At 62.4% G+C, this 18552-nt stretch carries 15 protein-coding genes; 6 read left to right on the top strand and 9 right to left on the bottom strand.

The window, feature by feature from the left end; genetic code table 11:
* Positions 1-74: 74 nt before the first annotated feature.
* Positions 75-2027, bottom strand: coding sequence for an acetoacetate--CoA ligase (locus tag IB279_RS03640; RefSeq protein WP_060584007.1), 1953 nt, complete (start codon positions 2025-2027; stop codon positions 75-77).
* Between the two features lie 186 nt (positions 2028-2213).
* Between IB279_RS03640 and IB279_RS03635 the strand changes: the two genes are divergently transcribed.
* Positions 2214-4031: an AsmA-like C-terminal region-containing protein gene (locus tag IB279_RS03635; protein ID WP_113189580.1), complete on the top strand. Its 1818-nt coding sequence runs from the start codon at positions 2214-2216 to the stop codon at positions 4029-4031.
* A gap of 78 nt (positions 4032-4109) precedes the next feature.
* Here the strand turns inward: IB279_RS03635 and IB279_RS03630 are convergent, their stop codons facing one another.
* The 4 genes from IB279_RS03630 to IB279_RS03615 all read right to left on the bottom strand — a co-directional run bounded on the left by IB279_RS03630 (position 4110) and on the right by IB279_RS03615 (position 8189).
* Entirely contained in the window at positions 4110-4928 is an 819-nt protein-coding gene (locus IB279_RS03630; RefSeq protein WP_034800828.1) for an ABC transporter permease subunit, read from the bottom strand.
* Positions 4929-4931: 3 nt separating this feature from the next.
* A complete protein-coding gene (locus tag IB279_RS03625; RefSeq protein WP_034800826.1) occupies positions 4932-5843 on the bottom strand; it encodes an ABC transporter permease subunit in 912 nt (303 codons plus the stop codon).
* A 4-nt stretch (positions 5844-5847) separates the two neighbouring features.
* Positions 5848-6990 (bottom strand): ABC transporter ATP-binding protein, encoded by a 1143-nt coding sequence (locus tag IB279_RS03620; RefSeq protein WP_034801375.1) that lies wholly within the window; start codon positions 6988-6990, stop codon positions 5848-5850.
* Positions 6991-7094: 104 nt separating this feature from the next.
* On the bottom strand, positions 7095-8189 hold the full coding sequence (locus IB279_RS03615; RefSeq protein ID WP_034800823.1) for a polyamine ABC transporter substrate-binding protein: 1095 nt from the start codon (positions 8187-8189) through the stop codon (positions 7095-7097).
* A 335-nt stretch (positions 8190-8524) separates the two neighbouring features.
* Here IB279_RS03615 and IB279_RS03610 point away from each other — a divergent pair, with 335 nt between their 5' ends.
* Positions 8525-9493, top strand: coding sequence for a fatty acid desaturase family protein (locus IB279_RS03610; RefSeq protein ID WP_162741429.1), 969 nt, complete (start codon positions 8525-8527; stop codon positions 9491-9493).
* On the opposite strand, the gene IB279_RS03605 is transcribed toward IB279_RS03610, so the two are convergent.
* Positions 9487-10896 carry a short-chain fatty acyl-CoA regulator family protein gene (locus IB279_RS03605; RefSeq protein WP_113189582.1) on the bottom strand — a complete coding sequence of 470 codons (1410 nt, stop codon included), beginning with the start codon at positions 10894-10896 and terminating at the stop codon, positions 9487-9489. The two genes, IB279_RS03610 and IB279_RS03605, sit on opposite strands and share 7 nt — an antisense overlap.
* A 228-nt stretch (positions 10897-11124) precedes the next feature.
* Between IB279_RS03605 and aceA the strand changes: the two genes are divergently transcribed.
* The 3 genes from aceA (at position 11125) to IB279_RS03590 (ending at position 14153) form a co-directional block, all read left to right on the top strand.
* Positions 11125-12414, top strand: a complete 1290-nt coding sequence (gene aceA / locus IB279_RS03600) for an isocitrate lyase (protein ID WP_034800818.1) — start codon at positions 11125-11127, stop codon at positions 12412-12414.
* 120 nt (positions 12415-12534) lie between these two features.
* Positions 12535-12774 carry a hypothetical protein gene (locus IB279_RS03595; RefSeq protein WP_034800815.1) on the top strand — a complete coding sequence of 80 codons (240 nt, stop codon included), beginning with the start codon at positions 12535-12537 and terminating at the stop codon, positions 12772-12774.
* Between the two features lie 269 nt (positions 12775-13043).
* A complete protein-coding gene (locus tag IB279_RS03590) occupies positions 13044-14153 on the top strand; it encodes a helix-turn-helix transcriptional regulator (protein WP_034800812.1) in 1110 nt (369 codons plus the stop codon).
* Between the two features lie 64 nt (positions 14154-14217).
* On the opposite strand, the gene IB279_RS03585 is transcribed toward IB279_RS03590, so the two are convergent.
* Positions 14218-15099: a LysR family transcriptional regulator gene (locus tag IB279_RS03585; RefSeq protein ID WP_113189583.1), complete on the bottom strand. Its 882-nt coding sequence runs from the start codon at positions 15097-15099 to the stop codon at positions 14218-14220.
* A gap of 89 nt (positions 15100-15188) precedes the next feature.
* Between IB279_RS03585 and IB279_RS03580 the strand changes: the two genes are divergently transcribed.
* A complete protein-coding gene (locus IB279_RS03580) occupies positions 15189-15392 on the top strand; it encodes a hypothetical protein (protein WP_034800807.1) in 204 nt (67 codons plus the stop codon).
* 90 nt (positions 15393-15482) lie between these two features.
* Here the strand turns inward: IB279_RS03580 and IB279_RS03575 are convergent, their stop codons facing one another.
* Complete coding sequence (locus tag IB279_RS03575; protein ID WP_113189585.1) at positions 15483-18008, bottom strand: methyl-accepting chemotaxis protein; 2526 nt, start codon at positions 18006-18008, stop codon at positions 15483-15485.
* 354 nt (positions 18009-18362) lie between these two features.
* Positions 18363-18509, bottom strand: a complete 147-nt coding sequence (locus IB279_RS03570) for a hypothetical protein (RefSeq protein ID WP_089044690.1) — start codon at positions 18507-18509, stop codon at positions 18363-18365.
* Positions 18510-18552 lie beyond the last annotated feature (43 nt).

The following is an 18552-nucleotide window of genomic DNA, read 5'->3' as shown; positions in this document are numbered from 1 at the left end:
CCGCAATTTTAGGGATTTTTCAGCAAGTCTGAAGCCTTGGTTAATTCCAATCACGCGAATCCGTTAACGCGCCCTCAATTTTTAAGGGCATCCAGTCCGGCGTAAAGATCAAGCGCCTCGGGGTTGGCGAGCGCCTCCTTGTTCTTCACCGGACGACCGTGCACCACATCACGGACCGCGAGTTCGACGATCTTGCCGGACTTCGTGCGCGGGATATCGGCGACCGCGATCACCTTTGCCGGCACGTGGCGCGGCGAGGCGCCGACGCGGATGCGGTTCTTGATCGCCTTCGTCAGGTCGTCGGTCAGAGCGACGCCGGCGGCGAGACGAACGAAGAGAACGACGCGCACGTCGTCTTCCCAGTCCTGCCCGATGCAGAGCGCCTCTGCGACCTCCTCCATCTGCTCGACCTGATTGTAGATTTCCGCCGTGCCGATGCGCACCCCGCCGGGATTAAGCGTCGCGTCCGACCGGCCGTGGATGATGATGCCGCCATGCTCGGTCCATTCGGCGAAGTCGCCATGGCACCAGACATTGTCAAAGCGCTCGAAATAGGCGGCGCGATACTTGGCGCCCTCGGGATCGTTCCAGAACATCACCGGCATCGACGGGAATGCCTTGGTGCAAACGAGTTCCCCCTTCTCACCGCGCACCGATTGCCCCTCGTCGTTCCAGACGTCGATCGCCAAGCCAAGACCCGGCCCCTGGATCTCGCCGCGCCAGACGGGCTTCAGCGGGTTGCCGAGGACGAAGCAGGAAACAATGTCGGTCCCGCCCGAGATCGACGCAAGCTGAACGTCAGACTTGATGCCTTCGTAGACGAAGGAGAAGCCTTCCGGCGACAGCGGCGAACCGGTCGAGGTCAACAGCCGAAGGGTGGAAAGATCATGCGTGTTGGCCGGTACGAAGCCGCCCTTGCGCACGGCGTCGATGTATTTCGCCGAGGTGCCGAACACCGCGAACGTCTCGGCTGCGGCATAGTCGAAGAGCACGTTGCCGTCGGGATAGAAGGGCGAGCCGTCGAACAGGCAGAGGGTCGCGCCGACGGCCAATCCGGAAACCAGCCAGTTCCACATCATCCAGCCGCAGGTGGTGAAATAGAAGAGCTTTTCGCCGCGGCGAAGGCCGCAGTGGAAACGATGCTCCTTCAGATGCTGCAGCAGGGTGCCACCGGCCGAATGCACGATGCATTTGGGAACGCCCGTCGTGCCCGAGGAAAACAGCACGTAGAGCGGATGGCTGAAGGGCAAGCGTTCGAAGGTCAGGGTTGTTGCCGCAAACGGCGCGATGAAATCGGCAAGGGTTGCGCCACCCTCGATCGAGGCCGCCAGCGCTGCGCTGTCGCCGGCATAGGGAACGATCAGCGCCGGCACGCCAAGGGCCTTGGAGACCGCGCGAACCTTCACATCGACGTCCTGGCCCTTGCCGTTGTACCAATAGCCGTCGCAGGCAATGAACAGCTTCGGCGTGATCTGGCCGAAACGATCGAGGACGCCCTGCTCGCCGAAATCGGGAGAACAGGACGACCAGATCGCGCCGATCGAGGCGGTCGCCAGCATCAAGGCGATGGTTTCAGGCATGTTCGGCATCATCGCCGCAACGCGATCGCCGGGGCCGATACCCTGAGCCTTCAGCGCCTGCTGCAGGCGCGACACGAGCGCGCGAAGCTCGTCCCACGACAGGCGATACTCGACCTTGTCTTCACCGCGAAAGACGAGCGCGTCGCCGTCGCCGGTTTCGCGAAGAAGGTTCTCGGCAAAGTTCAGCTTCGCGTCGGGGAAGAAGCGGGCGTCGAGCATGCGGTCGCCGTTGACGAGGGCTGTTGCGCCGCGTTCTCCGATGACGCCGCAGTGCTCCCAAACCGCGGTCCAGAAGTCGCCGCGCTCGGCCACCGACCAGGCGTGGAAGGCATCGTAATCCGCAAAGGTTCTGCCGAAGCGTTTGCTGCTCCAGGCGATGAATTCGGCCATGGGGCTATGCGCAAGGATTTCCGGACCTGGAACCCACAACGGCTGCTCTGCGTGCATACTTTCCTCCACTCCTGCTCCATGCCCTCTATACCATGCTGCATCGCAAAATAAACAGCACCGGAAAGCGCCTCGTCATCGCGTGGACGACATTTACCTGTCTGTTGCCTGTCCGTCGCATTTGATTTCTGAGGACCGAAGGCCTATCCAAGCTCACGTGACCCAAGCGACGGCGACCAGGCGGACATGAGACGTAAATTTCTGCATATGATGCGCGACGTACGCCTGTTGTCGCAGCTGCGGCGCCGCCATTTCCTGTGGCCGGCCGCGATCGGCGTCGGGCTTGCAGCCGGCTACAACGCCGTCCTGCCTCTGGTGATTTCGACGACGAACGTGCGTCCGACCGTGGAGCATATGCTGGACGCCTGGTCCGGCGGAAAGAGCCGAATATCGGGCAATCCCGAGATCAGCTTCTGGCCGGAACCGACTTTGACGCTCCGCTCGGCGACGATCGAAACTACGGATGGATCGTCCCGCAAGCTCGCGCATATCGGCAGCATTACCGCGACGTTCAGCCTGTTTTCAGCGATCGACGGCACACCGGCGCTGGACGATATCCGGCTGATCGAGCCCGTCGTCACGCTCGAGCGGCACACGGACGGCACACTCAACTGGCAGCGGCCGCACTGGCTGAGTACCCCGGACACACAGGCTACCGAGAAGGATACGCCGTTCGGCGATGTCACCGTCGAAAACGGCCGCCTGCAGATCATCGACCTCGTCACCAACCAGACCCGGGAATTTTCCGGCATATCCGGAACCGTCTCCTGGCCTTCGTTCACCAAGCAGCTCAGCGCCCGGCTTTCGGGAAGCCTTGGCGGACAGACGGTGGCCTGGACGCTCGAATGCAACGAACCGCTGATGCTGCTGACCGGCCACGATGCGGCGCTCAAGACGTCGCTATCCTCGGCGGCGCTCAGTCTCTCGTTCGAAGGCAACGGCAATCTCTCCCCTGCACCGACTGCCGCGGGACGGCTGCAGGTTTCGACGGCCTCGCTGCAGGCCCTTGCCGCCTGGTACAAAGGCAAGGCGGCGGGCGCATTGCCGGACAGCGGCTTCAGCCTCAGCGCCAATGTCACCAGCGGTAAGGCCTCGCTGAAGCTCGACGAGCTTCAGCTGACGCTCGGCGGCGCCAACGCGAGCGGCATCCTCGACATCTCCACGCCGATCGACGATACCCACCGCGTCGAAGGCACGCTCGCCTTCGACCGCATCGATCTCAATGGGCTGCAGCCGTTCATCGACCCGCTGGAGCCGGACGAACTCACACAACAACTCGGCGACGCGTTCGCGCGCAGCTGGCGTGCCGATGTGCGGCTGTCGGCGCAGGAGGCGCTGGCAGGCCCGCTACGGCTCGAAGATCTCGCCGCCGGCGTCATCATCGATCACGGGCGCGCCTCCATCGACGTCGCCGACAGCACCTATGCCAATGGCCGGCTCAGCGGGCGGCTCGCCGCTTCGGAAGAGGGGCTGGCCGGCGGTGGCCGGCTGGAACTGGTGCTGAAGAATGCCGACCTTGCCGCCGCCCTTGCTGACTTCGGTTTCACCGGCCCGGTTCCGACCGGCCGGGGCAATGTCAATCTGGACCTTACGACGGAACACCCGTTCTGGCGCGCGCAGGTGGCCGAGGCTTCCGGCCGCATCAGGCTTTCGCTCGCCAACGGCAACCTCACCGGCTTCGACGCAAATGCCTTTGCGAACCTTGTCCGGGCCGGCGAATTCTTTTCGCTGGCGCAGGCGAACGACGGCAACTTCGCCTTCCAGACGGCGGATATCGAAGCCAGCTTCGGGGAAGGGTCGGCGCGGCTGAACCGAGCGCTCTTTGCCGGCCAGACCGGCAATCTCTCGGTCAACGGCGTCATTCCCTACCGCAGCGGCAGCCTGGCGCTCGCAGGCACCTACACCGACACATTGAATGCCGGGCAAAGGCTGCGTTTCTTCGTCGGCGGTTCCTGGCCGAATGCAGTGATCTCACCCCTGTCGGTTCTTGGCGAACCCAACTGAAAACGGCCGGCGTCAGAGACACCAGCCGTCGGTTCGTGGCGGACAAGCCGCGTCACGCTAGTCTCGAATTCGCACCGTTCAGGACTGGGCGAAGGCCGCCCGCTCGTCCCGTTCGCGCTGCGCCTCGCGCTGCTTAGTGACGATCGAGGCAACGACCACCCCGATGGCGACGACACCGATGAGGATGGTGCAGATCGCGTTGATTTCCGGCGTCACGCCCAGCCGCACCTGGCTGTAGATCTTCATCGGCAGCGTGGTGGCGCCCGGTCCCGTGGTGAAACTCGAGATCACCAGATCGTCCAGCGACAGCGTGAAGGCGAGAACCCAGCCGGAAAACACCGCGGGCGCGATGACCGGAAGGGTGATCGAGAAGAAGGTCGTGACCGGCGTGGCGCCGAGATCGAGGGCTGCCTCTTCGATCGACCGGTCGAAGCTGAGCAACCGCGACTGCACCACCACGGCAACGAAGCACATGGTGAAGGTGATGTGCGCCAGCGTGATCGTCCAGAAGCCGCGGTCGAGACCGATGGCAACGAACAACAACAGCAGCGACAGGCCGGTGATCACCTCGGGCATGACGAGCGGTGCATAGACCATGCCGGAAAACAGCATGCGGCCACGAAAGCGCGTGTAGCGGACGAGCGCCAAAGCCGCGAGCGTACCGAGCACGGTGGCGAAGGTCGCCGAGATCAGCGCGACGCGGATCGTCACCCAGGCAGCATCGAGCAGCGCCTGGTTATGCCAGAGCTGCGTGTACCACTTGGTCGAAAACCCCGCCCAGACGGTGACGAGCTTCGATTCGTTGAAGGAGAAGATCACCAGAAGCACGATCGGCAGGTAGAGAAAGCCGAAGCCGAGCACGATCGAGGCGATGTTGAAGCGTGACCAGTTGCCCATGTCCTACCTCCCCTCGCTGTCGGCTTTGGCCTGGGCGTTCTGGAAGTAGACGATCGGCAACACCAGGATCAGAAGCAGGATCGTCGCCACGGCCGAAGAGACCGGCCAGTCGCGGTTGGCGTTGAACTCGTTCCAGAGCGTCTTGCCGATCATCAGCGTTTCCGAACCGCCCAGCAGGTCGGGGATAACGAATTCGCCGACGGCTGGGATGAAGACCAGCAGGCAGCCGGCGACGACGCCCGCCAGCGACAGCGGGAATGTCACGCGCCAGAAGGCGGTAAACGGCGTGCAGCCGAGGTCGAGCGCGGCCTCCGTCAGGGTGTGATCCATCTTCTCAAGCGACGAATAGATCGGCAGCACCATGAAGGGCAGATAGGAATAGACGATGCCGATATAGATCGCCCAATTGGTGTTGAGGATGATCAGCGGCTGGTCGATGACGTTGATGCTCATCAGGAACTGGTTGAGCAGCCCCTCGGGTTTGAGGATCGCGATCCAGGCGTAGACGCGGATCAGGAAGCTCGTCCAGAAGGGCAGGATCACCAGCATCAGCAGCGTCGGGCGAATGGTCTTCGGCGCTTTCGCCATACCGTAGGCAACGGGATAGGCGATCAGCAGCGTCAGCACGGTCGAGACGCCCGCGATGATGACGCTCGACACATAGGCGTTGAAGTAGAGGACGTCTTCCGTCAGCCAGACGTAGTTGTCGAAGGAGAATTCCCGCGCCTTTTCAAGGATGCCGGACAGGCCGCCGAACAGATCGAAGACCGGCGTATAGGGCGGCATGGCCACCGCCGTCTGCGACAGCGAGATGCGGAAGACGATGAAGAAGGGGATCAGGAAGAAGAACAGCAGCCAGGCATAGGGGATGATGATGACGAGGCGGCTGAAGAGGGCGGATGCGACACGGGTCATGGCCTCAATCCTTCAGAACGACGCCGGCGTCTTCGCCGAAGGAAACCCAAACCTCCTGGTCGTAGCCGAGCGGATCCTCGACCGCGCGCACCGCGTTGAGCGACGAGGCCTTGATCACGCGTCCGTCCTTCAGGCGCACGTGGAAGACGGTCATGTCGCCGAGATAACCGATGTCCCAGATTTCGCCCTGAACGGTGTTGACGGGCGCGTGCGCCGGCGGCTGGCGGCTGACGCGGATCTTTTCCGGGCGGACGGCGACGGCGGACTTGCCGCCGGCAGCCGGCGTCTCGGGCGATGCCATGCGGATCGGGAAACCGTTGGTGCCCTCAAGGCGCACATAGCCGCCCTCGGCGCCGGAAACAGCGCCCTCGAAAATGTTGACGTCGCCGATGAAGTCCGCGACGAAACGGGAGTTCGGCGCCTCGTAGATTTCGGCAGGCGTCGCCACCTGAATGACCTTGCCGTGGCTCATCACCGCGATGCGGTCGGCCATGGTCATTGCCTCTTCCTGGTCGTGGGTGACGACGACGAAGGTGAGACCGAGTTCCTGCTGCAGATCCATCAGTTCGAACTGGGTCTCCTCGCGCAGCTTCTTGTCGAGCGCGCCGAGCGGTTCGTCGAGGAGCAGCACCTTCGGCCGCTTGGCAAGTGAGCGGGCAAGCGCGACACGCTGGCGCTGACCGCCCGAAAGCTGGTGCGGCTTGCGCTGGGAGAACTTTTCGAGCTTCACCAGCTTCAACATCTGGGCGACGCGCTCGGCAATATCCGCCTTCGGCATGCCATCCTGCTTCAGGCCGAAGGCGATGTTCTTCTCCACGTTCATATGCGGGAAGAGCGCGTAGGACTGGAACATCATGTTGACCGGACGCCTGTAGGGCGGAATGCCGGCCAGGCTCTGTCCGTCGAGAATGATCTCGCCCGACGTCGGCTGTTCGAAGCCGGCGAGCATGCGCAGAAGCGTCGACTTTCCGCAGCCGGACGCACCGAGCAGCGCAAAGAACTCGCGCGTGTAGATATCCAGCGAAAGGTCGTCGACGGCGGTGAAATCGCCGAACCGCTTGGTCACGTTCTTGAAGGAAATGAATGGCTTGGAAGCGGGATCCGCCCAAGGGGCAAAGGACCGCCGGATACTGCCGAGAGACTTCATCATCTATCCCCGAATGATACAGCCGATGGGCACTCTCGTTTTCCCCGGTGCCCCCTTAAGAAAATTGCCCGGATTTTGAGGTCCGGGCAATTCGTTTTCCGCTCTTACTGGCCGGTTACGACCTTTGTCCAGAGTCGGGTCAATACCCTCTGTTCTTTCGCCTCGAAGGGCGTCACCGTGAACAGTTTCTGCATCACCTCTTCCGTCGGGTAGATGGCGGTATCTTCCATGACGGCCTTGTCGAGGAACTGCTGCGAGGCCTTGTTGCCGTTGGCGTAGAAGACATAGTTCGATGCCTTGGCGACGACCTCGGGCTTCATCATGTAATTGAGGAAGGCGTGCGCCTCCTCGACGTGCGGTGCATCAGCCGGGATCGCAAGCATGTCGAACCACATCTGCGCGCCCTGGGACGGGATCGCGTAGTCGACGGTCACACCAGCCTTGGCTTCGGCCGCACGGTCGCGGGCCTGGAAGACGTCGCCGGAAAAGCCGATTGCAAGGCAGATGTCGCCGTTGGCGAGCGCGTTGATGTATTCCGAGGAATGGAACTTGCGCACATTGGGGCGGATGCTCGCCAGCAGCTCAGCCGCCTTTTCGAGATCGGCCGCCTCGTGGCTATCCGGGTTGAGGCCGAGATAGGCGAGCGCCGAAGGCATCACGTCGGTCGGGGAATCGAGGATGTGGATGCCGCAATCCTTGAACTTCGCCGCCAGTTCCGGCTTGAAGATGACGTCCCAGTTGGGCTTCTCGTCCGTGCCAAGGATCGCCTTCATCTTGTCGACATTGTAGCCGATGCCGGTGGTGCCCCACATGTAGTCGATGGCATAGTCGTTGCCCGGATCGTACTTGGCCGTACGCTCCATGATCACGTCCCACATATTGGAAAGGTTCGGCAGCTTCGACTTGTCGAGCTTCTGGAACACGCCCGCGGCGATCTGCCGCTGCAGGAAGGTTGCCGTCGGCACCACCACGTCGTAGCCGGAGCCACCTGCAAGCAGCTTCGTCTCCAGGATCTCGTTGGAATCGAAGACGTCGTAGACGACCTTGATACCGGTCTCCTTGGTGAAATCTTCCAGAATGCTGCTGTCGATATAGTCCGACCAGTTGTAGACGTTGACCACGCGCTCCTGCGCCGAGGCCAGCATGGTCGAGCCGGCCAGAACGGCTGCCGCCAGGGTTGTGACGATGAGCTTGGACATACAACTCCCCTCTTGGTTTTTTCGTATCGGGCCCGGCACGCCGGGACACCGTCCAATCCGCTTCGTTCAGGCCGGAGGTTAGGCATCTTTCTCGATAACCTCAAGCGCTTTCGTGCCGATAAGAAGCGCCGCCCTGTGAGCTCATCAGTTTCACAAGTCGAAGAAAAACGGGCACTTATGGCGCCTTGCTTCCAGCCTGTCGCCTTCGACCCGGCCGCGGCGGCACCGTTAACCATAGCTTTGCCGCCTCTGTACGGACCGCCATTTACGATTGATTAACCATGATCGCCATGCGATTTTCCCGACAGTTGCGGTTCAGGATCTCAGGTGTCGTCATGGGTGAGCAGATCGTCGGCGGGAAAAGCCGCAGGATCGATCCGAAGCAGTTGAAGCGCCTGTCGGTGCTCGAGCCGCAAAAGGCCCTTGCGGCAATCGCATTCGACTGGACGATGATCGCAGCAGCCATCGCCGTCAGCGAGTATTTCGGCAATGTCTTCGTCTACCTGATTGCCGTGGTGCTGATCGCCGGACGCATGCATGCGCTCGGCTGCATGATCCACGAGGCGGCGCACTATCGCATCATCCGCAACCGGAAACTCAGCGACTGGATGAGCGACCTGCTGCTCGCCTGGCCGGTGCTGGCCACGGTCGATGGCTACCGCCAGAACCATCTCGCCCACCATCAGCACGCCAATAGCGACGAGGATCCGGACTGGACAGCGAAGCTCGGCATGCCGCAATTCACCTTTCCGCAAAAGGTTGCGCGCGGCGTCACGCAATTGCTCGGTTACCTCGTCGCGGTCAATTCGCTGCGCGACATGCTGCATATGGCCAAACGCATGGGCAAGAACGACCGTTCAACGCTGCAGTACAAGCTGCTGCGCGTCGGCTTCTACGCCGCCGCCGCCGCGATCTTCACGCTCTTCGGCATCTGGCGGGAAGTGGCGCTCTACTGGGTGGTGCCGTTCCTCACCTTCTTCTGCCTGTTCCTTTATATACGCAGCGTCGCCGAGCATTTCGGCAGCATGGACTATAGCGACGAACTGACGAGCTCACGCACCGTCTATCCGCACGTCTGGGAGAAGCTGTTCTTCGCGCCCCACAACATCAACTACCACCTGGAGCACCATCTGTATCCCGGTGTGCCGTTCTACAATCTACCGGAACTGCACGCGATCCTGATGCGCAACAAGGCCTATGCGGACACGGCCCATATCACCCGCGGCTATACTACCGGGCTACCGGCGGAATGCTTTGCCGCGAATGCGCCGCTTCTGCCCAACCAGCACCCCGTCAGCTACTGAAAATCGAAAACGCTGAGCCCGGTCGCCATCTCATCAAGTCCGAGCGGCCGGGTAACGGGCGGCTCGGCACGCGCCAGGCAGCCCTGGCGCTCGCAGAGCCGACAGCCGGCACCGATTTCGACCGCCGGCAGCAGCACCGAACCGTAGACGGTCTCGTCGGCAACCGAAACTTCGCAGCCTAGAAGCAGGGCTGTGCGCCGGACGCGCTCGTGGAACGCCGCCTGCGGACCCTCCAGCGTGCGTGCGATGGTCAAGAACGCAGCGCCGTCGGGCATCTCGACACGATCGACCAGAAGCTGGCCCGGCACTGAGAAGGCGGCATGGATATTGAGCTTGGGACAGCCACCGCCGAACTTTGCCTGAGGGAAGCCCGATGCGCCCGCCCTCCGCAAGCGGTGGCCGGCATTGTCGATCTCCATCAGGAAGAATGGCAGCCCTTGGGCGCCCGGCCGTTGCAGCATGGTCAGCCGGTTGGCCGCCTGTTCGAAGGAGACCTGGAAACGGGCGCGCAGGACATCGATGTCGTACTTCGCCCGTTGTGCGGCGGCTAGGAACGCAGCATAGGGCATCATCAGCGCATGCGCGCCATAGCGCGCCAGCTCGAAGCGAGCGATACGGCGTGCCTCCGCGGTCGAAAGCCGTAACGCCCCAAGCTCGGCCGTGATCGCCTCGTGGCAGGCAATCGACACGGCCTCCATCGCGATCTCGCGCAACTGGTCGTAGGGCGACAGCCGCTCGGAAACGAAGAGACGCATGGAGTGCCTGTCGAAGCGACGGCGCAGGTTCGGCATGGCATGGACCGGCAGGCTGCGCACGACGAGGCCATGCTCCTTCTTCAGCCAGGCCTTGAGCGCGCCGATGAGATCATCACCCGGCGAGAGCGCCTCGTGGAAGGCTTCCGCCGCCGCCTCGATGCCGGCAAAATAATTCGGCCGCCCCTCGAAGGTCTCGCGTACCTCGTCCATCGGCAACCGTGTGCCCGAAAGCGCCTCCATGTGCCCCTGCCCCGCCAGGAGGTCAGCCAAGTCCTTGAGGCGCGCTGCCTGCTCGCGATAGGCGCGATAGAGTTTGACGACGCCGCCGGCAGCATTGGGGGCCGCTTCTGCCACCTCGATCAGCTCCTGCTCTCCCGGCAGCTCGGCCGACAGCAGTGGATCGGCGAAAACCTCGCGCAATTGCGTGAGGCTGCCGCCGGTTTCGCCCTGCAACTCGTCGAGGTCGACCTTGTAGACCGAGGCAAGCTTCAAAAGCAGTTGCACCGTCAGCGGCCGCTGGTTGCGCTCGATCAGATTGAGATAGGAGGGCGAGATACCGAGGGCCTCGGCCATGGCCGTCTGCGTCAGCGACAGGCCGTTACGAATGCGCCTGACCCGCGGGCCGGCAAAGATCTTGTTCTCGGCCATTTGTAACTACCTTTACAATCCGCTCAACGTAGTGCGCTTTACATTTTTTACAAATTTACTTCGCCGCCCTGTCAAAGGCAAGACAAGATAACCCTTTTGATCTCTGCAAACCACCGTTTCCAATAGCCGAATACTGCAGCGCAATGTAAAAACTGTCACATGAACTCGAAACACAAGTCGCCATACGACAAAAGTCGAATGGGTGTTTGATTTTGACAGGAGGAAGTAATGACTGATTTTTACAAGCTCGTTCCCAGCGCACCGCAAGGCCGCTTCGATGGCGTCGATCGCCCCTATACCGCAGAGACCGTGAAGCGGCTGCGCGGGTCGGTCGAGATCCGCTATTCGCTGGCCGAAATGGGCGCGAACCGCTTGTGGAAACTCATTCACGAAGACGACTTCGTCAACGCACTCGGCGCACTTTCGGGCAACCAGGCAATGCAGATGGTGCGCGCCGGCCTGAAGGCGATCTACCTCTCCGGCTGGCAGGTCGCAGCCGATGCCAACACCGCTTCGGCCATGTATCCGGACCAGTCGCTCTATCCGGCCAATGCCGCGCCTGAGCTTGCCAAGCGCATCAATCGCACGCTGCAGCGCGCCGACCAGATCGAGACCTCAGAAGGCAAGGGCCTTTCGGTCGACACCTGGTTCGCACCGATCGTCGCTGACGCCGAAGCCGGTTTCGGCGGTCCGCTCAACGCCTTCGAGATCATGAAGGCCTTCATCGAGGCGGGCGCTGCCGGCGTCCACTACGAGGACCAGCTTGCTTCGGAGAAGAAGTGCGGCCATCTCGGCGGCAAGGTGCTGATCCCGACGGCAGCCCATATCCGCAACCTGAACGCGGCACGGCTTGCCGCCGACGTCATGGGCACGCCGACGCTGGTCATCGCCCGCACCGATGCGGAAGCGGCAAAGTTGCTCACCTCCGACATCGACGAGCGCGATCGCCCCTTCGTCGACTACGATGCCGGCCGCACGGTCGAAGGCTTCTACCAGGTGAAGAACGGGCTTGAGCCCTGCATTGCCCGCGCCATCGCCTATGCGCCGCATTGCGACCTGATCTGGTGTGAGACCTCCAAGCCGGACCTGGAACAGGCCCGCAAGTTCGCCGAGGGCGTGCACAAGGCGCATCCGGGCAAGCTGCTCGCCTACAATTGCTCGCCGTCGTTCAACTGGAAAAAGAACCTCGACGACGCGACGATCGCCAAGTTCCAGCGAGAGCTGGGCGCGATGGGCTACAAGTTCCAGTTCATCACGCTTGCCGGCTTCCACCAGCTGAACTTCGGCATGTTCGAACTGGCGCGCGGCTACAAGGCACGGCAGATGGCCGCCTATTCGGAGCTGCAGGAGGCGGAATTCGCCGCCGAGGTCAACGGCTACACCGCGACCAAGCACCAACGCGAAGTCGGCACCGGCTACTTCGACGCCGTCTCGATGGCGATCACCGGCGGCCAGTCCTCGACAACAGCCATGAAGGAATCGACCGAGCACGATCAATTCCGCCCGGCCGCAGAGTGAAAGCCCGGCGGGAGCGTGGCAATCCCTGCCCGCTGCGCTCCTGCCGACCCCTCGTAAGTGAAATGGATGCGGGCGGAAAACCGCAAGCACCTCCAGCCTCGAACCTCAAGGAGAAGTCCAATGACAGTCCAGACACGCGTCAAGGAACGGGCCGAGGAACAGTCTTCGGCGATGACCCCGGACCAGCAGGCGGCAATCCGCATGGTCGCCAACGACCTGCACCGCCTCAACCAGTCCGTCATGAAGGCCGTCGATGCCGGCGTTTCGGTCGAGCTCGTGCGCTCCGCCCGCCACCACGGCGGCGAAGGCAACTGGGGCGACCTGCTGATCCCGGTTATCGTCACCCAGGGCCGGCCATGATGCTCGCCACAACGCTGTTCGCGACGATCCTGCTGTCGCCGCTAGCGCTCCGCCACACAGCTGTGGCCGCGAGCGTGAGAGCAACCACAAGTTGATTTCACCGAAACCGGTTGAAAGTGGGAGAAATTGGAATAGCCGGCTCTTTGCCGGCTATTCTGCGTTGTCAGGATGGCAGCGCACGCAACGAATGCTTGTCTCCGCTATTTCAGGTTGATCGAACCCGTGATGCCTGACTATATTAGGCATACCTGTCTTAGACAAAGGCACGCATGTATCGTTCGACGAAACCTGCAGATACCGCCGAACTGACGGAGCTGATCTACGGCGCCGCCTTTGGCGATTGCGGCTGGCAGGATTTTCTCGACCGGCTGACGACGACCATGCCCGATGGATGCTCTGCGCTCCACTATCATGACCTCACAGCGCCAGCGTCGTGCGTGCCCTATGTCTCCGGCTTTACCTCTGATGCCATCGACCAGTTCAACGATCACTTCGCGGCGATCAATCCCTGGATACCGAAATCGGTTCTCGTGCCGGTGGGCCGCGGTCTCTCCGGCGAGCATATCGTCTCGCGCTCGGAGCTGATGAAATCGGAATTCTACAATGACTGGCTGAAGCGCCAGACCGGCAGCGAGACCACCGTCGGCGTGACCATCGTGCGCAGCCCGACGCGGACCCTGCTCGTGTCGACCTGCACCTCGTCGACCGACGAGGAACTCAACCAGCAGGCGGCGGACCAGTACACGCTTCTTGCGCCCCACCTGAAGCGCGCCTTCGACTTCCTGCGGCGGCGCGACCTGATGATGGCCGAGCAGCATGAGGGCCGGACCCTGCTCGATACGATCGGCGTCGGCGTGATTTATGTGGGCGGCAATCTGCGCATCCGCTCGATGAACCACAACGCCGAGCGAATGGCGGCGAACGGCTCACCGTTCCGGGTCGCGGTCAACGGCCGCCTGTTCATGGACGAACCGGAAACCAATGCGGCGCTCGAGCTTCTGGCCTCGCCGGTCGGCGCACCGGCACAGCCGCAACTGCGTGTCGTCAGGACCGCGGAGCACGGCGCCTTCCGCATTACCTTGGTGCGGCGAAGTGCCAGCATCTTTACCGAACTTCTCGACGGACCGACTGTGGCGGTTCTGGTCGAGCCTGCGACGTCGCTGCTCGGCGATCTCAGGCACGACCATCTGAAGGACAATTATGGTCTGACCCCCGCCGAAATCCGCATCGCCTGCGGTATCGCCGCCGGCCTGACGCTGAAGGAAATGTCGCAGGCCAACGGCGTCAGCTATGAGACGATCCGGACGCAGCTCAAAAGCATCTACGCCAAGACCCGGGTCAACTCGCAGGCGGCACTCGTCAAGCTGCTGATGCGCTGACCCATATACAAAAAAGACCACGGCGGTAGCGTTCCCAGCAGCAGGGTTCAGTCCTTGCTCCGCCTCAGCTGCGGCGCGGTCGCTTTCCGGCAAAGATGTCCACGTGACTACGCAACAGCCTGGTCATGCGGTCGACGACCGTTCGTATTTCCTTGCGGTGGCGATCCTCATTGTTCATGACGATCCATTGCCGGTGCCGGAGCGCCAGGATCTCCTCGCCGGCGCGCTCCAGCATCGGATCGAGATCGCCGACGAAACAAGGAAGCACCGCACAGCCGGCGCCGGCGCGGGCGAGATCGAGCAGCGAGCGCGGCCGCGTGACCGTGGCGACGATCCGCCCCTCCCAGCCCCCCTTCATCTGCTCGTGCGGCCAGCGCAGATAGGCGGAGATCGCCTCCTCCTCGCCGACGGCCACCCATCGCGCGCTCGCGCCCGACGGCGCGTTCTTTTGACGATAGGCGGCATAGGCGACGTCGCCGACCGGACTTGCCGCCAGATAGGCCTCCTCGGGCTCGAAGGCGCGGATGCCGATATCGGTCTCGCGATAGGCGAGGCTGGCGCGTGTTTCGCCGACCGTGATCGCGAGGCTGAAGCCGTCCCTTTCGGTGCAGAGCGCCGGAAAGTTCTCCGCCAGCAGCCAGGCGATCCAGGTACCGACGGTGATGCGGACCGTTACGCCCTCGCCTTCCTGCCGCCAGCTCTCGACCCGGCGCGCCGCCGATTCCATTTCCTGAAGCTGCTCGAACAGCAGTTCACCATCGCCGGTAAGCTGGTAGCCGGTCTGGCTGCGCAGAAACAGCGCGCGGCCCGTGCGCTCCTCGAGTTCCAGCATCCGCCGGCCAACGGTCGCCGGGCTGGAGCCGAGCGCCTGCGCCGCTCCGGTGAGCCCACCAGCGCGCGCCACGCTCATGAAACAGCGATAGATATCCCAATCCATGTCTTTCATCGGTGAAAAACATAGAGCGATATCCGATGTATGTAAAACTAGTTTTGCTGCATAAAAGAAGTGATGCCCATCAACTAAGGAGCATCACGATGGAAATGATGGCAATGGTCTACATCGCCGACATGGCCCTGAAAACGCGCCGCTGGGACGAGGATTTCGATCCGAAACCGCCCGCCCTTCTACGTCGAACCTTCACAACACTCGCGGCCGCGGTCACCAAGCGACGCAAGAGCAGCCTCTACGCCGATAAAAAAAGCACCGCGAAGCCCTGCGGCCACGCGGTGCAATGTTAGCCCCTGCCCTTGTTATATCGCACGGCACCGGTTGCCGTGCTTTCGGCTGGCGGCGTTGCCTGCCGCCAGCGAAACCGTCTACCGCACGCCTCAGGCCGCCCGGTAGTTGTCGTAGTCTTCCGCCGCCGGCTCCAGCCGGAACTGCTCGACCAGCATCATCAGCGTGTCGGCCTGGTTTGAGAGCGCGCGGCTCGTCGCCGTCGCCTCTTCCACCATCGAGGCGTTCTGCTGCGTCATCTGGTCCATCTGGTTGACTGAGCCGTTGACCTCGTTGAGCGCCACGGCCTGGTCGCGGCTGGCAGTCGCGATCATCTCGACGTGCTGGCTGACCGTGACGATCTGGGCGCTGATCGAAGCCAGCACTTCGCCGGTTTCCTTGACCAGGTGCGAGCCGGCATTGACCTCGTTGGTCGACTTGTTGATCAAGCCCTTGATCTCGCGCGCAGCTTCTGCCGAGCGCTGGGCCAGTTCACGCACTTCCTGGGCGACGACGGCAAAGCCCTTTCCGGCTTCACCCGCCCGTGCCGCCTCGATGCCGGCGTTCAGCGCCAGGAGGTTGGTCTGGAAGGCGATGTCGTCGATCACTTCGATGATTTGCTCGATCTGGCGCGAGGCCTCCTCGATGCGTCCCATGGCGGCGATCGCGTTGGTGACGACGGTCGCCGAGCTATCGGCGCTGCGTTTCGTCTGGATCACCGCATGGTTGGCTTCGCCGGCACGCTCGGCCGAGGAACGGACGGTGACGGTGATCTGGTCGACGGCGGCCGCCGTCTCTTCGAGGGAGGCGGCCTGGGCCTCCGTGCGCTTCGACAGCGAATCTGCCGCATGGTGCATGCTGGAGCCGCTCTCCTGGATCGCCTGCGCATTGGCGCGGATCTGGGCGAGCGTGTCCTGCAGGCGGATCAGCGAACCGTTGAAGTCCTGGCGAAGCTGTTCGAGGCGACCATGGAACGGCACGTCGATCTGGCGCGACAGGTCGCCCTGGGCCAGGCGGCCGAGGCCAGCGGCAAGCTCGCTGACGGCAAGATCGATCTGGCGATCGAGCTCGCGCTTTTCCTGGTCGTTACGGCTACGCTCGATTTCGGCGCGGCTGCGCTGCTCCTCGCTTTCCGCTTCGATGCGGACCTTGGAGAGCGCGTTCTCCTTGAACACGCCGAGCGCACGGGCCATGTCGCCGATTTCGTCGCGACGACCGTCGCCATCGATCGTCGTGTCGAGGCGGCCATCGGCGAGACGACGCATCGCCGCGGTGATCTGACCGATCGGCTTCTTCAGCGTCAGCGTCAGCGCGATGCCGGCCAGAAGCGCGATGACGACGCCGGCAACGGTGGCGGCAACCGAGATCTGGTTCGCCTCGTTGCGCTCGGTCCCGGCGGCAACCTTCTGCTGTTCGGCAAATTCGGTGAGATCGGTCCAGATCTGGTTGATCGATTGTCCGGCGGCGTCGAAGTCTGCGGTGCGCTTGACCGTGATTTCGACGAGCGCTGCGGCATCCTTCTTCATCGCGGTCAGGATCGGCATCAGCGTGTCGGCGATCTTGTCGAAGGATGCGCCGTCGCTTGCGACACCGCGAAGCGTCGCCATGTTCTGCTGAACGGCGAGTGACTTGTCGAGCAGCTTCTGGCGATTGCCCTCGTTCGTCTGCCCCATGAAGGTGGCGGCGGAAATCTGGATATCGGTGATCGACGACGACAGCCTGCGGGTAGCGGTCAGAACCGATTCCGTCGTGACGATCTGTTCGTCGAGTTCGGCGAAAATCCGCGTGGCGTCGCGCATCTTGCCGACGGAAGCCGCTTCCAGGCGGAAGCTCGCAGTGCGGAAGCGGTCGACATATTTGGAAATGCCGGCAAGCGTTTCTGGTCCGGCGGGCGCCTTCAGGATCGAGCCGATCTCGCTCGAAGCCGAGGTGATGGTCTCGGTGAGCGACTTTTCGTCCTTCGGCAGCAGGCGGAAGATGTCACGCTCGGTGCGGCCGATCATCGGGAAGCGTTCCTTGACCGCCTTCAGCTTCTCCTCGACGGTGATCGCCTTGCTCACTTCGGTGCCGAACTCGTTGAAGAAGCGGCTTGCGCGCATCAGCTTTTCGGCTTCGCGCAGCATGGTCTTGGCGGCGTTCTCGCTCTTGCGAACGGCGTATTGCAGGCGGTTCGACTCTTCATTGATCTTGGCGCGCTCGATCAGCAAGGCGTCGAGGTTCGAGCTCATTGCCGTGCGCAAGTCCTGCTCGCCAACGTGCAGCGTCCAAAGGCCGCCAATGCGGGCCTCGATGTCGCTGGTCGCCGCGATCGCCGCCTTCAATTCTTCCTGGCCGTTCTGGCCGGCGACCTGTGCAGCGGTATCGGCGAGCACGTCCTTCTGCGCCGAGATCGTCGATTGCACGGCATCACGGGTTTCTTCGGTTGTCGAATGCAGGAAGGCGTTCATGCCCGCATAGACATCCTTGAAGCCGCTCAAGGTCTGCAACACGCTGTTGGAAATCTCCATGCGTCCCTGAAGCAGGCCGGATGCATAGAGGCCGGTTATACCGACGGCACAGATGCTGACGACGAAGGGCAGGATGAAAAACAGCACCTTCGTCTGGATCTTGAAGCGGGCAAGAATTCTATCGATGAACATGGAAAACACCTTGGCTCGCAGCTCGCATTCGCCTCCCCCGACGGCTCACTACGTCTTCGCACTCCACGACAAGGCGTGAATGTGCGAACGATCGAGAGCCACCCGATGCGCAAACAGGCTGATGTTTTTCGAAAAATCATGCGGCGCACACCGCCAGTCCGTCGGCAATCATTGCGGATCCACGGCGCCACTCCTCGGCAACGTGAACCTGACGAAACTCACATCGTCACACTATCTGTTTTGAACGATTAAAATTTGTATAAGCGCGTTCCGCCCGCGACAGAAAATCCGTAGGCGTGCGCGGACGCGTCAAATGCGCCCGAGAGACGGCCGCTCAGGGCCGATCCCCTGAACTCAGAACCAAAGAGCCGGGAGGGCTGCGAGGGCAGCAACGGCAAAGAATGCAATCAAGGCGAGGCGCGTGAGCACGGCCTTCTGCTGACGGCTTTCATCGGTGCGGGCGATCGCGATGGCGCGGGGACGGCGGCGGATTTGGTTCATGGCATCCTGTCCTTGTCACATTGACCGGCAACGTTCGGTCCGG

It is taken from the genome of Ensifer sp. ENS06 (genome assembly GCF_014852205.1).
Lineage (GTDB): Bacteria > Pseudomonadota > Alphaproteobacteria > Rhizobiales > Rhizobiaceae > Ensifer > Ensifer adhaerens.
Note: the sequence above shows the minus strand (reverse complement) of the source record. Positions and strands in the feature narration are given on the sequence as shown.

Coding starts and splice junctions, on each gene's coding strand:
- IB279_RS03635 (WP_113189580.1), top strand. CDS start 2,214: ATGAGACGTAAATTTCTGCATATGATGCGCGACGTACGCCTGTTGTCG.
- IB279_RS03615 (WP_034800823.1), bottom strand. CDS start 8,189: ATGTCCAAGCTCATCGTCACAACCCTGGCGGCAGCCGTTCTGGCCGGC.
- IB279_RS03590 (WP_034800812.1), top strand. CDS start 13,044: ATGTATCGTTCGACGAAACCTGCAGATACCGCCGAACTGACGGAGCTG.
- IB279_RS03595 (WP_034800815.1), top strand. CDS start 12,535: ATGACAGTCCAGACACGCGTCAAGGAACGGGCCGAGGAACAGTCTTCG.
- aceA (WP_034800818.1), top strand. CDS start 11,125: ATGACTGATTTTTACAAGCTCGTTCCCAGCGCACCGCAAGGCCGCTTC.
- IB279_RS03585 (WP_113189583.1), bottom strand. CDS start 15,099: ATGAAAGACATGGATTGGGATATCTATCGCTGTTTCATGAGCGTGGCG.
- IB279_RS03570 (WP_089044690.1), bottom strand. CDS start 18,509: ATGAACCAAATCCGCCGCCGTCCCCGCGCCATCGCGATCGCCCGCACC.
- IB279_RS03625 (WP_034800826.1), bottom strand. CDS start 5,843: ATGACCCGTGTCGCATCCGCCCTCTTCAGCCGCCTCGTCATCATCATC.
- IB279_RS03605 (WP_113189582.1), bottom strand. CDS start 10,896: ATGGCCGAGAACAAGATCTTTGCCGGCCCGCGGGTCAGGCGCATTCGT.
- IB279_RS03575 (WP_113189585.1), bottom strand. CDS start 18,008: ATGTTCATCGATAGAATTCTTGCCCGCTTCAAGATCCAGACGAAGGTG.
- IB279_RS03610 (WP_162741429.1), top strand. CDS start 8,525: ATGGGTGAGCAGATCGTCGGCGGGAAAAGCCGCAGGATCGATCCGAAG.
- IB279_RS03640 (WP_060584007.1), bottom strand. CDS start 2,027: ATGCACGCAGAGCAGCCGTTGTGGGTTCCAGGTCCGGAAATCCTTGCG.
- IB279_RS03580 (WP_034800807.1), top strand. CDS start 15,189: ATGGAAATGATGGCAATGGTCTACATCGCCGACATGGCCCTGAAAACG.
- IB279_RS03620 (WP_034801375.1), bottom strand. CDS start 6,990: ATGAAGTCTCTCGGCAGTATCCGGCGGTCCTTTGCCCCTTGGGCGGAT.
- IB279_RS03630 (WP_034800828.1), bottom strand. CDS start 4,928: ATGGGCAACTGGTCACGCTTCAACATCGCCTCGATCGTGCTCGGCTTC.